At 66.9% G+C, this 11,877-nt stretch carries 10 protein-coding genes and 1 pseudogene; 3 read left to right on the top strand and 8 right to left on the bottom strand.

Annotated elements, in window-relative coordinates; translation table 11 throughout:
• Positions 1 to 25 precede the first annotated feature (25 nt).
• From ACFE99_RS16070 to ACFE99_RS16080, 3 genes are all read right to left on the bottom strand, one after another.
• A complete protein-coding gene (locus ACFE99_RS16070; RefSeq protein WP_375486982.1) occupies positions 26 to 1,519 on the bottom strand; it encodes an HAD-IIIA family hydrolase in 1,494 nt (497 codons plus the stop codon).
• Complete coding sequence (locus ACFE99_RS16075; protein WP_375486984.1) at positions 1,516 to 3,156, bottom strand: carbamoyltransferase; 1,641 nt, start codon at positions 3,154 to 3,156, stop codon at positions 1,516 to 1,518. Before ACFE99_RS16075 ends, ACFE99_RS16070 begins: the two co-directional genes overlap by 4 nt.
• A gap of 84 nt (positions 3,157 to 3,240) precedes the next feature.
• Complete coding sequence (locus ACFE99_RS16080) at positions 3,241 to 4,209, bottom strand: UDP-glucuronic acid decarboxylase family protein (protein WP_375486986.1); 969 nt, start codon at positions 4,207 to 4,209, stop codon at positions 3,241 to 3,243.
• 69 nt (positions 4,210 to 4,278) lie between these two features.
• Between ACFE99_RS16080 and ACFE99_RS16085 the strand changes: the two genes are divergently transcribed.
• On the top strand, positions 4,279 to 5,226 hold the full coding sequence (locus ACFE99_RS16085) for a glycosyltransferase family 2 protein (protein ID WP_375486988.1): 948 nt from the start codon (positions 4,279 to 4,281) through the stop codon (positions 5,224 to 5,226).
• Between the two features lie 3 nt (positions 5,227 to 5,229).
• On the opposite strand, the gene ACFE99_RS16090 is transcribed toward ACFE99_RS16085, so the two are convergent.
• From ACFE99_RS16090 to ACFE99_RS16100, 3 genes are all read right to left on the bottom strand, one after another.
• On the bottom strand, positions 5,230 to 6,444 hold the full coding sequence (locus tag ACFE99_RS16090; protein ID WP_375486990.1) for a glycosyltransferase: 1,215 nt from the start codon (positions 6,442 to 6,444) through the stop codon (positions 5,230 to 5,232).
• A 47-nt stretch (positions 6,445 to 6,491) separates the two neighbouring features.
• Positions 6,492 to 7,463 carry a glycosyltransferase gene (locus ACFE99_RS16095; RefSeq protein ID WP_375486992.1) on the bottom strand — a complete coding sequence of 324 codons (972 nt, stop codon included), beginning with the start codon at positions 7,461 to 7,463 and terminating at the stop codon, positions 6,492 to 6,494.
• A gap of 174 nt (positions 7,464 to 7,637) precedes the next feature.
• The gene (locus ACFE99_RS16100) at positions 7,638 to 9,131 is read right to left on the bottom strand and encodes an FAD-dependent oxidoreductase (protein ID WP_375486998.1); all 1,494 of its coding nucleotides are present in this window, start codon (positions 9,129 to 9,131) and stop codon (positions 7,638 to 7,640) included.
• A 292-nt stretch (positions 9,132 to 9,423) separates the two neighbouring features.
• Here ACFE99_RS16100 and ACFE99_RS16105 point away from each other — a divergent pair, with 292 nt between their 5' ends.
• The gene (locus tag ACFE99_RS16105; protein WP_375486994.1) at positions 9,424 to 9,669 is read left to right on the top strand and encodes a CsbD family protein; all 246 of its coding nucleotides are present in this window, start codon (positions 9,424 to 9,426) and stop codon (positions 9,667 to 9,669) included.
• 320 nt (positions 9,670 to 9,989) lie between these two features.
• Positions 9,990 to 10,523, top strand: a complete 534-nt coding sequence (locus tag ACFE99_RS16110) for a PAS domain-containing protein (RefSeq protein ID WP_375486996.1) — start codon at positions 9,990 to 9,992, stop codon at positions 10,521 to 10,523.
• Between the two features lie 96 nt (positions 10,524 to 10,619).
• Here ACFE99_RS16110 and ACFE99_RS16115 read toward each other — a convergent pair.
• Together ACFE99_RS16115 and ACFE99_RS16120 are read right to left on the bottom strand one after the other, a co-directional pair.
• Positions 10,620 to 10,964: pseudogene (locus tag ACFE99_RS16115) on the bottom strand (glycerol acyltransferase); the annotation flags it as partial.
• A gap of 157 nt (positions 10,965 to 11,121) precedes the next feature.
• Complete coding sequence (locus tag ACFE99_RS16120; RefSeq protein WP_375487000.1) at positions 11,122 to 11,607, bottom strand: MPT63 family protein; 486 nt, start codon at positions 11,605 to 11,607, stop codon at positions 11,122 to 11,124.
• Positions 11,608 to 11,877 lie beyond the last annotated feature (270 nt).

The following is an 11,877-nucleotide window of genomic DNA, read 5'->3' on the forward strand; positions in this document are numbered from 1 at the left end:
AGCCTGGCCACCATGGCGGTTGACATCAGCGCAACCCCTTGAGGACCAGCGACACCGCCTCGTTGAGCGAGTTGGCGACGTAAGCGTTGGCGTGGGCGTCGATGATCTCCGACCGCCGCGTTCGCTGGGTGGGCACGAGGATCGCCTTCGCTTGCGCGGCGCGCGCGGCCGCGACGTCGCCGCCGGTGTCGCCGATCATCACGCACCGGTCGGGGCGCACGCCGAGCGCGGCGGCAGCCGCAATTACCATGCCCGGCTGCGGCTTTCGGCACGCACACCCATTGTCGTGGACACAGATCTGCCAGCTGTCGAAAGGGCCGAATACTTCCTCCACCCTGGCGTTCACCGCGGCCAGTTGTTCGCGGCTGATCAGTCCTTTGGCCACCCCGGACTGGTTGGTCACCACGGCCAACAGCAGACCGTGCTTGCGCAGCCGTCCCAAGGCCCGCCGCGCGGTCGGCATCGGCACCACGCCGTCGGGATCGTTGAGATACGGCCCGTCTTTGATCAGCGTGTCGTCGCGGTCGAGCAGGACCGCCAACGGCGGCTCCGGTGTAGCGTTGCGGAAAACGACTGTCCCCCATGCTCTTTGGCCAACCGCGACCAGCGGGATGAGCACACTCGATGCCGCCATGGCGGCCGCCTCGCGGGCGGTGCGCGGGCCGGTGGCAATGCGGCGCAGCGCGAACTCGACGGTCAGCCCTAGCCAGCACAACGCGCCGACGCTGGCCACCCGGCGCAGCCGTGCTAACGCCCCCGCCACCGCGACCAGGGCCGAGCCGGTGGTCAGCAGATGGATCGGCAGCCGGCCGCGGCCCTCACCGATCGCGGTTCGCCAGTTTCGGCCGTGCTTGCGACGCATCAGCGCGTCGTCGCGATTGCCGCGCTGTGCGCGCACGCTGCTCCACACCGAGGGCAGAGCCGGCGTCACCGGGTGCTCGGTTTCCCGTGCCCCCTGGGTGATCCGTCCCCCGGCCCGGGTCACGCGCAGCGCAATGTCGGCGTCTTCGCGGTAGGCGCGGGGAAAGCGTTCGTCAAAGCCGCCGCAGCGCACCAGCGCCGAGCGCCGGTAGGCCATATCGGCGGTGATCCATCGCGCGTTAGCCAGCCTGAGCGTGCGCCGCTCGTCGTCGGTCGGGCGTCGCCCCCTCGGCGCCGGCACGGTGATGGTGCCCTGCGACCCCATCACGGAGTCGGCGGCCCCGTTCAGGTCGCCTATCAGTTGGGCGCACCAGTTGGGGCCGGGCACCACGTCGTCGTCGAGATAGCAAATCCACTCGGCGGTGCTGTGTCGCCAGCCGACGTTGCGGGCCGCCGCGGGGCCGCGGCCACCGGAGCGCACCACGGTGACCGGCAGTTCGGTGGCCGGCAGTTCCAACGGTTGCGACGGAGAGCGCCGGTCGTCAACCACGACCACAGCCGCAGGTGGTGGGCCGACCGCGGCGTCCAGGGCGGCAATCAGCCGCCCCAACGACGGGCGACCGATCGTCGGGATCACCACGGCGTAGCTGACACTCATTGATGGTGCCGCCTGATCATGAACGGGCCCAGCGCCAAAACGTCCAGCGGTGCACTGCCGAAGCACTCCAGGGCATCCCGCGGGCTATCGACCATCGGGCGCCCCGCGGTGTTGAAGCTGGTGTTGACTACTAACGGCACACCGCTTTTCGCGGCGAACTCGACGATCATGCGGTGCAGCAGCGGCTGGTCGGTGTCGACAGTTTGGATCCGGGCCGTGCCGTCGACGTGGGTGGCCGCGGGAATACGCGCCCGCCAATCCTCGGCCACGTCGTGGACGAAAAGCATGTACGGGCTGGGCAACGGTCCGCGCGAAAAGATCTGCGGCGCATGGTCGGCCAGCACCATCGGTGCGACCGGCCGAAACTGCTCGCGCCCCTTGACCCGGTTGAGCCGCTCCACGTTGGCCGGATCGCGGGGATCGGCCAACAGCGACCTATTGCCCAGGGCTCTCGGCCCGAATTCCGAGCGGCCCTGGAACCACCCGACCAGCAGGTTGTCGGCCAGCACATCGGCCACCGCGACTGCGACATCCGCGGGACGCTCGTAGTGGATGTCGGCGTCATGCAGCACCGCGGCCACCTCGTCGTCGGACCAGCCGCGGCCCAGCGATGCCGAGGGCATCGGGACGATCGGCTCGCGGTGCTCGGCGGCCAGCGCCAGCGCCGCACCGAGCGCGGTGCCGGCGTCTCCGGACGCCGGCTGTACCCAAATGTCGCGGAAGCCGCCGTGGTCGAACAGCGCGGTGTTGGCCACGCAGTTCAGCGCCACCCCACCGGCCAGGCACAGGGTGTCCGAGTTGGTCCGGCCGGCCAGCCACGAGACCAGCTCGAGCAACACCTCCTCGAGCACGCGCTGCACGCTGCACGCCAGATCCGCATGCGCCGGATCGAGCGCGGTCTCGGCGGGATCCCGTGGCGGGGCGAACGCGGTCCAGTCGACCGGCTCGGTGCGAAACGTACCGTCGCCGCAGGCATACACCAGTTCGCGCAGGCGCTCGGCGTAGGTGGGCTTCCCGTAGGAAGCCATCGCCATTACTTTGTACTCGTCGCTGGACCGCTTGAAGCCCAGATGCTCGGTCAGGCTTTCATACAGCAGGCCCAGCGAATGCGGAAGTCGTTGGGAGGCAAGGATATCGAGTTTTCCATCGCGGTATTCGCCGGCCAGCATCGAGGTGGCTTCACCGCGGCCGTCGACGACGAGCACCGCGCTGTCGGGCTGCGGGGAGGCCAGCGAAGCCGAGGCCGCGTGCGCGACATGGTGGCGGACATGGCGCACGATGCCAGGGTCCAGACCAGGCAATGCGGTCGACAAAAATTGCGGCGCGCGGCGCGCATACAGGGTGCGGAGGTGTTCCCAGTCGCGGTCCTGGCCGTCCAGCACGCCGCCGGGCACCTCGGCTAGCGCCGGATCATAGGAGTAGCCGACGGCGTCGAGGTCCGCGGCGGTGATGCCGCCCTGCTGCAGGCACCATCTCGCTGCCGCGGTGGGCAGTTCCCAGGTGGAAAACGCGACCGCTTGCTTGCCGTGCTTGCGTCGGGAGAACCGCTCTTCCTCCGCGGCGGCGACGATCTGTCCATCGACGATGAGCGCCGCCGCCGGATCGTGGAAGACCGCGTTGACGCCGAGAATTCGCAAGAGTCTCCCCCTCGCTGCTTGAGTGGCATATGTGTGGTTACCTTCTCGTAAGCGGTACCCACACTTCTCCCCAATAAACGAGTGCTAAACAGCGACCGGAGGCACGATTTGGGTGCGGAACCAGTCGACGGTTTCGGCCAGACCCTCTTCGGCGCCGACGTTCGGTTCCCATCCGAGTTGCTCGCGTGCCACCCGGATATCCGGGCAGCGCCGCTGCGGATCGTCTTGTGCCGCCGGCACGTAGTGGATCGGGGATGTGCTGCCGGCCTGGGCCCGGATCAGCTCGGCAACCCGCAGCACGGTGAGCTCGATCGGGTTGCCGATATTCACCGGACCGGTGATCTCGCTGGTGGCCAGCGCCAGTAGCGCCGCCACCGTGTCGTCGACATGACAGAGCGAGCGCGTCTGGTGGCCGCTGCCCGCGACCGTGATCGGCTCGTTGAGTAGCGCCTGGCGGCAGAACGTAGGAACCATCCGGCCGTCGTCGGGGCGCATCCGCGGACCGTAGGTATTGAAGATGCGGGCCACTGCCACGTCGGCGCCCCGTGAGCGGCGGTGAGCGAAGACGAGCGCCTCGGCGAACCGCTTGGCCTCGTCGTAGACGCTGCGCGGGCCGATCGGATTGACGTTGCCCCAATAGGTTTCAGCCTGGGGATGGGCCAGCGGATCGCCGTAGACCTCACTGGTGGACGCCAGCACGAATCGGGCCCCGCACCGCTCGGCGATATCGAGGGCCACCGTGGTGCCCTGCGAACCGACCTGAAGGGTCTGCACCGGCAGCCGCAGGTAGTCCGGCGGTGACGCCGGTGAGGCCAGGTGGAACACCACATCGAACGGTCCCCACAGCCGTTGGTCGGTCGGCGGCTCGGTGATGTCGTGTTCGACGAAATCCAGCCCGGGCCAACCCTGCAGGTCGGTGACGTTGGCCGCGGCGCTGGTGCACAGGTCGTCGACGCACACCACCCGTGCGCCGGCCCGCAGCAGCCAGTCGCACAAGTGGGTGCCGAGAAAACCGGCTCCGCCGGTGACCAGGACGCGACTTAGCTGACGCACCCGACGCGGATACCCGCACCACCATCCGGCAAACGTTTTCCGCCCGCCCGGCCGGGGTAGCTTCCCGGCATGGGTCAAGCGCCGCGCACCTCGTTCGTCATCGCGACCAGGGACCGCGCCGAGGATCTGGCCCAGACGCTGACCCGGCTGCTGGACACCACACAGTGTCCAATCATTTTGGTGGACAACGACTCTCACGATGACACTCGTGACATCACCGCCGAGCTTTCCGGCCGCTATCCCGGTCGCGTGGTGTTGCTGGCGTTGAACAGCAACCGCGGGGCGGTGGCCCGCAATATCGGGGTCGCCGCCTGCCACACCCCCTATGTCGCGTTCTGCGACGACGACTCGTGGTGGCAGCCCGGCGCGATAGCGATCGGCGAGAACGAGTTCGACCGGCACCCCGAATTGGCAGTGCTGGCAGCGCGCACCGTGGTCGAGCCGGGTGGTCGAACCGACCCGTTTTGCGACGAGCTGGCGGGCAGCGCACTAGGCCACGTCGATGGGCTGCCCGGCCCGTCGATCCTGGGATTCCAGTCGTGTGCCGCGATGGTCCGCAAGACCGCATTCGAATCGGTGGGCGGCTTTTCTCCGGTGCTGCATTTCCGCGGCGAAGAGCAGTTGCTCGCAGTGGATTTGGCGGCGGCAGGCTGGCAGCTGTGCTACTGCGACCGCATGGTGGCCTTCCACCGGCCGTCGCCGAGGCGCTCGGCTCCTGCGGCGCAGCGAGCACGGGTGCTGCGCAATGATTTCTTGACTTCGTGCATGCGGCGACCAATGCCGGTTTGCCTGGCGACCGGCGCGACATTGCTACGCGCAGCCACCCGTGACGCCGCGTACGTGCGCGCGGCGGGAGAGGCGCTGGCACGGCTGCCTGCCGCGCTGCGCAACCGCCGCGCGCTGCCGCCGGAGTTAGAAAGGCAGCTCCAGCTGCTGGCAACGTCGACCGCGCGAGCAGACGCAAAATCGCCCATTTCGACCGGAAAACTGGGGATTTTGCGTCTGCTCGGCAGCTAACGCCTATCCGTGAGCGGTGACCGTTGCGGGCCGCTGCGCCGGCAGCACCCGCTGGTACACCTTCAAGGTGTCGGCGGCGATCCGGTCCCATGAATAACGGGACTCCGCCCGGCGCCGTCCGGCGGCGCCCCAGTCGGCAAGGCGCGCCGGGTCAGCCAGCATCGAGTTGAGCGCCCTGGCGCAGGCCTTCGGGTCTCTCGGCGGAACCAGCGCACCAGTCATACCGTCGACCACGGTGTCGAGCATCCCGCCCACCGCGGCGGCCAGCACCGGCACGCCGCACGCCATCGCCTCCACGGGAACGATGCCGAACGGCTCATACCACGGCGTGCAGGCCACCACATCAGCCCAGCGCAGCACCGCAGGCATCTGGGTGCGCGACACCGATCCGCACAACCGGACCCGGTCGGAGACACCCAGCTCGGCGGCCAGCGCGGCTAGCCGCTGCGCTTCGGGATCAGCGGCCAAGCCGCTCGCGTCGGGGCCGCCGACGATGCGCAGCTCGGCATCCGGGACCACGGTCATCGCCCGGATCAAGATGTCGAAGCCCTTCCGCGGTACCAGCCGGCCCACCGACACGATGCGCCGCGGCCCGGTGTGGGGGGCCCGGGGACCTTCCGGGCAGAACCGGGCCAGATCGACGCCGCAGGGAATCACCGAGATCCGTGAGCGCGGGCGTCCCAGTCGCACCAGCTCGAACACCTCGTCGGTGCAGGTGGCCGTCACCCAATCGACCCGGCGCGCCACCGATTGCTCCAGCCGCAACCGCGCCGGCGGGCTGGTGTCCTGCGCACCTTGATGGCGCCGTTTGACGACGCCGAGCGCGTGGAAGGTCTGGACCGTCGGCGCGCGGCGCCGGCGGGCCGCCCGCAGGGTGGCGATGCCGGACATCCAGAAATGCGCGTGGGCGACGTCGGGCGGCTCGTCGCGCCACTGGTCGGCCAGGAACCGGCCGAAGGCCGGCATGTGCTCGAGCAATTCGTCCTTGGGCAGCATCTGAGGCGGTCCGGCCGGCACGTGGACCACGGTGTAGCCGTCGTTGGTCTGGACCCGTTCCGGCAGGTCGGGGCTGTCCCGGCGGGTATAGACGAGCACCTCGTGCCCGCGCCGCGCCATCGCGGCCGACAGCTCGGCGACATGCACGTTCTGGCCGCCGGCGTCGACGCCGCCCAGCGCCGCCAGGGGGCTCGCGTGTTCGGAGACCATGGCGATCCTCATGCGGCTTGCCTTCCTCGGTGGGGCGCTTAGGTGGTTGTCCGGTGAACTCATGCGCACGCACCCTCGATGAGCTGGTCCCAGTCGTGCAGAAACCGGTCGAGGCCGAAGTGGTGTAATGCGAACTGGCGCGCCGACTTTCCGGCAGCGCGCGCCGCCTCGGGATCCGCGACGTAGCGCCGCAGCGCCTCGGCCAGCGTGTCGACATCGGCGCTGACCACACCCGCCTCACTCGGCACGGCGAGCGGAACCATGGTCGATCCCACCGCAACGACGGGCATCCCGAGATGCATCGCCTCCAGCAGCGAGAGCCCCAGCGACGTCCACCGCGCGGTGTGCAGGTACACCCGCCGGCGTGCCACCTCCTGGTGCAGAGCCGGTGGCAACACGTCGCCCCAGCCGCGAACACGTGGACCCCAGCCCGCGGCAGCCAGCTCTAGCGTGCCCATTCCCCACACGTCGATCGGAACGTCGGCCGACAGCGGCGCCAGCAAATCGGTGCCGACCACACGGCACCGCCGGACCGGCTCGTTGATCATGGTCGCGGCGGCCGCCAGCTCGCCGGTGTACAGGTCGCCGGGATCGACGATGCCGTGGGTGATGACCGCGGTCGGCGCAACACCGTTGTCCCACATCAGCCGGTTGAAGTCGGTGACGTGCACCAGGGTGATATCAGTGCGATCGGCGACCGGGTGCCGGCTTTCGGCCGGCGACGGTCGCGGCGCATTGTGTTCGACGTAAACCGTTGGGACGTCGACACCCGGGCGTCGACCTGACCATCTCGCCATCAGCTCGAGCTCGTCGGGACGTTGTAACACCGCGACATCGATGGGCTCATCGGCCAGCCGATCGATCGCTACTTCGCGGGCCTGCGGCCAGCCTCGGCCGCACAGTCCCCGACCATCGGCATCCTGGCCAGCGTTGACGGGAACGATATACCGGTGGCGGCCCCGCACGAAAGCCTCGGTCCACGAACCGTGGACATGCCAGAGCAAAACGCTTCTCGCCGTCGCGGTCGGCATGCGGGAAGTACTTCCCTGACTCTTTGGCGGCCAAACATTGCCCACGTTGAGCGTTGCCGGTTGCCCAAATAACACTGCTCTGAAATGCGCGTTTACGCAGTTTGTGCCTCACCTGGGCCGCCTGATGAGGCGCGCGCCGGGGCCATTGACCGGGCACCGGGCGCCCAGCGAGCGTTACGACGAGGCCGTCAGCCCACGGGTGGCCGGGCCCTCCAGCAACGTGCCGTCAGGCGCGAATCGTGAGCCGTGCAAGGGGCACTCCCACGATTTGCTGGCGTCGTTCCATGCCACGATGCCGCCTAAATGCGGGCACACCGGTGAAAGCCGGTGCTGCACACCGTCGACCGTGCAACGTGCTTGCAGATGCCACGGCGGACCACTCACCACACCGCCCTCGCTTGGCGCACCACGTCGGATGGCCGGCGTCAGCCAGCCTTTCGCCATATGGAAGCCGACCTCCAGATTGGCCTGTACGGCCGTGGTGATGCCGGTGAGCTCGTGTGGGCTCCACGCCGAGAATGCGCGCGCCCAGTCCATCCGCCCGCCCAGGATGCGTCCGCTGAGAATAAGCGCTGCGGCCGTGCCCCCGGTCAGGCCCCACTTGTTGAATCCGGTTGCCACAAAGGTCTTGTCATTGCCCGGCAAAATCGGGCCGACATACGGTAAGCGGTCGACGGGCGTGTAGTCCTGTGCCGACCACTGATTCGTCACAACCGCACCCGGAAAATGCGTCTGCGCCCATGACGACAACTCGTCCAACTCGGCAGTGGGACTCTTGCGTCCCACGGTGTGTCCTGCGCCCGCGACGATGAGCCGCTCTCCATCCGCCACCGGGGCATAACGCACTGATCTCGTTGGCGAACCGGCGGAGATGAACATCGGCCGCGTGATCTCACCGGGAACGTGGAACGCGAAGGCGTAGGACCTGCTGGGTTTGAGCCTGGCGAAGAATCCGCCTCGATCCAGGATCGGGATGCCGGTGGCCAGCACACACTGCCCGGCATCGACGTCCACCTCCCCCTGGTTGGTCCGCACTTTAAGCCGCACCCCGTCGCCGTGATGTGACAACCCGCGGACGCGGGCATTTTCGACCAGCCTGCCGCCACGACTGGTGAGCTCTCCGATCAGGCTGTCCAGCAACGGCATTGGATCGAACTGGGCCTGATGATCCAACCGCACACCGCCGTGGAACGGGAAAGGGACATCGGCATCGTCGTCCCACTCGACGTCCAGGCCGGCAAGCCGGCAGGCCGTCAGCTCAGCGCGCGCCGACGGCACCTCTTTGGCGGACTGGGCGTAGGTGTAGTCAGCTTCGCGCTGCACCGCAACGTTGTTGTCCTCGCAATAGCGCAGTAGCCATTCTTGGCCCTCCCGACTGCCTCGTACGTAGTCGCGGGCGATGTCGGCGCCGTGGCGGGCCACGATCTTGGTCAACGAGGTGCCCTGAAGCAGGCTGACTTTCCCGGTGGTATTGCCGGTGGTCACCGCGCCGGGACTGCGAGCTTCCAGCACGAGCACGTCCTTGCCGGCCCTCGCGAGCAGCACGGCGGTGATCAGGCCGGTGATGCCGGCGCCGACCACCGTCACGTCAGCGGAGCGCATCTGCGAGTCGAGGTGCTCTGGTGACAGCACGTGTTCGCGTCTTTGGGACAACCACAGCGACGTCATCATGTGCTCGCACATACCCGACGTGGTCGCCACCAAACTCGCCGACCGGCGGGCCGGCACGGTGGCCAGCGTCACAATTCCGGCTTTGCCGCGTTTCACCAGGCCATACGCCGTCGATAAGGCCCCGCCGGATGCTTGGGTGCAAAGCGCATGTTTGAGGCTTCGGCGGCGTGGGAATCCGGCGACACGCGGCGGGGAGATCCATGAGCTGAAGACATGGCCTCGCGGCGCCGATATCCGATCGGTGCTGAGCCGCAGGGCTCAGTGATAGCAGCCAACGAGGAGGAACTCCATGGCGGAAGACAAGGACAAGAGCGGACCCGCAGAGGGCGTGCGCGGCGTCGTCGAAGACGTCAAGGGCAAGGCCAAGGAAGCGGTCGGGAACATCGCCGGCCAAGACCAGCTGGCTCGTGAGGGCCATGCCCAGCAGGAGAAGGCCGAGGCTCAGCGCGACGCAGCCAAGAAGGAGGCGCAAGCCGAAGCGGCCCGCGGTGGTGCGGAGTCAGCAGAGAAGAAGCAGCAATCGCAGCAGGAATAATAGCTCGATCGAAAGGACAGGCCCGGTCTGGGAACGGACCGGGCCTGTCGACTATGCAGGGGGGTCCATCGGCGCGTGTGGCGAAAGTCACCGTGTCGGTTCATGATCGGTTCACAATCGCGTTGTTCAATTGCTTTGTGGTTGGGCACGTACCGGCAAAAACATTCTGGTGACGACAGAACGCCAGGCAAACGGGTGCCCATCAACCGGCCGCTAAGAAAGTAGCAGGTTCTGCGGCGATGCAGCCGCGCTCAGTTTTCACGCCGAGTGGATCCCTCATCGCAATGTGGCGTGTCATACCGATGTGATACGAGGTCATCATGGACACACCAACGAGCTTTATGCGATTACAGCACAGCGTCGTAGAGACCGACTGGACGCAACCGCTCACCGGCGGATGGTCAGAGCATCTCGGCTGGTTCTGCTTCCATTTCGACGACGCCCGGTGGGTGTGGTCACCGCAGGTCGAGCAGATGCACGGTTATCGACCCGGAACAGTGTCACCAGGAACGGAGCTGGTGCTGTCCCACGTTCATCCCGATGATCTCGCTCACGTCGCCGGGACTTTGCGTGCCGTGCGTCGCACGCCGCGTCCCTTTAGTTCGCGCCACCGCATCCTGGACACCGGAAACCGGGTGCATGACGTTGTGGTGAGCGGCGCGCCGTTTTATGACACGTCCGGATGGCTTGGAGGTATGCAAGGTTCGTACGTCGACATGACACCAACGACAGACGGCTTCGCGCTCGGTCCGCAATCCGAATACGACCGGATGGCGGCGCGCCTGCGAGTCGTCTCCAAAGAGGGCCACATCGAACAGCAACGGCAACGGGTTCGAGCGGCGACACGCTGCTGAACACCAGAGCCACCCGAGCGGCTGACGCCACCAGACAAGCCGTAGCAACTCGGCTCTGACAGGTCCGCAATCGGCTTTGCCTGCCACGCCGAAGCGTCATCCGAATAGCGGCAACGCCCGTTTGCGCGCCAAAGCATCCATGCCTCGCTGAATACGGTCCTGGACCTCGTGGTACTTGCGGACGACGTACTCTTCGTCGTCGGCACGCGCCGGGTCGTGGTCCAGTTCGACGGCGGGCATGAACCGCGTGCGGATCTTGGCCCGCAGCGGCAGCTGCGGCAACGCCGCTGGGGCGATTCCCCACGGCAACGAGATCGCCAGCGGAAATACCTTGAGCCGCAATACTCGGTCTAGCCACATTGTTCGCGATAGCCGGTCACCGCGAATCAGCACTGGCATGGCGTCGGCACCCCCGACGGTCGCGATGGGGACGATCGGCACCCTTGTTCACGCACTTCTTCAGGCCGATGATCGAATTGCGTCCATACCCGTCTGGTACCCACTTCCACGAGAACACAACGCAGTCACTGGACGCGCCAAAACGAAACCTCCCCGCGTCTATCGACGCGGGGAGGCAAATGTCAGCTGTGTGAACCCCTTAGGCGTTGGTGGTCCAGATCAGCACGTCTTCGACTCCGTCGTTGTAGACGACGCCGTTAGGTTGAGCGCCGGTCACGTCGAAGTAGAGCTTCCCGCTGGCCTGCTGGCCTTGTGCGAGCGGTGCATCCGGGAGGCCGTTTGGCGCCGGCTGCGGCGGAATGATCACCCGGTAGTTCTGGCCGTTGGCCGCCCGGGCATTGAAGTCCGCGACGAGCGGCGTGACGGTTCCGCTCTGCGCCGCGGCGGTCACGTCGGCCTGCCAGAGCTGCCCGGCCGGGGTGTAGCCCGGAATCGTGACATCGCTCGGCTGCAGGTTGTTGACGGTGTACGCGGTAACCAGCGGGCCGTCGACCAGCTGTTCGGTCGTGCCAAACTTCTGCACGGTGGGATTGACGGCAGCAGCCGTTGCAGCAGTGAAAACGGTGGCAGTTGCTATTGCAGCAGCTCCGATCGCCGCTTTAACGGCAGTCTTGGTGAACTTCACGCTATCTCCTCTCGATGCGACTCGAGTCTTTTGTTCGAGCGGTGCGCACAGCCATAGCCGAGCTATCACCGCACGCAAAGTCCCATAACCGATCCGCGGCGTGCTCAAACATAACCCGGATGGATTTCCGAGATAAATTTCGAGGAGACCGTCCCTGGCAAATCGCGAAGGCGTCTTTTCTCTGCTTTTATCTGCAGCTTTGCCGTATCCCGTGGTGTGTTGACCGGCACTCAGGGTGAGCATGATGGCGGCGTTGATGGTGAGGATGTG

This window comes from uncultured Mycobacterium sp. (assembly GCF_964249325.1).
Taxonomy (GTDB): domain Bacteria; phylum Actinomycetota; class Actinomycetes; order Mycobacteriales; family Mycobacteriaceae; genus Mycobacterium.

Bases quoted from the DNA above. Each gene is read 5' to 3' on its own strand.
- ACFE99_RS16070 (WP_375486982.1), bottom strand. From the start codon at position 1,519: ATGAGTGTCAGCTACGCCGTGGTGATCCCGACGATCGGTCGCCCGTCG.
- ACFE99_RS16085 (WP_375486988.1), top strand. From the start codon at position 4,279: ATGGGTCAAGCGCCGCGCACCTCGTTCGTCATCGCGACCAGGGACCGC.
- ACFE99_RS16090 (WP_375486990.1), bottom strand. From the start codon at position 6,444: ATGAGGATCGCCATGGTCTCCGAACACGCGAGCCCCCTGGCGGCGCTG.
- ACFE99_RS16095 (WP_375486992.1), bottom strand. From the start codon at position 7,463: ATGCCGACCGCGACGGCGAGAAGCGTTTTGCTCTGGCATGTCCACGGT.
- ACFE99_RS16100 (WP_375486998.1), bottom strand. From the start codon at position 9,131: ATGACGTCGCTGTGGTTGTCCCAAAGACGCGAACACGTGCTGTCACCA.
- ACFE99_RS16105 (WP_375486994.1), top strand. From the start codon at position 9,424: ATGGCGGAAGACAAGGACAAGAGCGGACCCGCAGAGGGCGTGCGCGGC.
- ACFE99_RS16110 (WP_375486996.1), top strand. From the start codon at position 9,990: ATGGACACACCAACGAGCTTTATGCGATTACAGCACAGCGTCGTAGAG.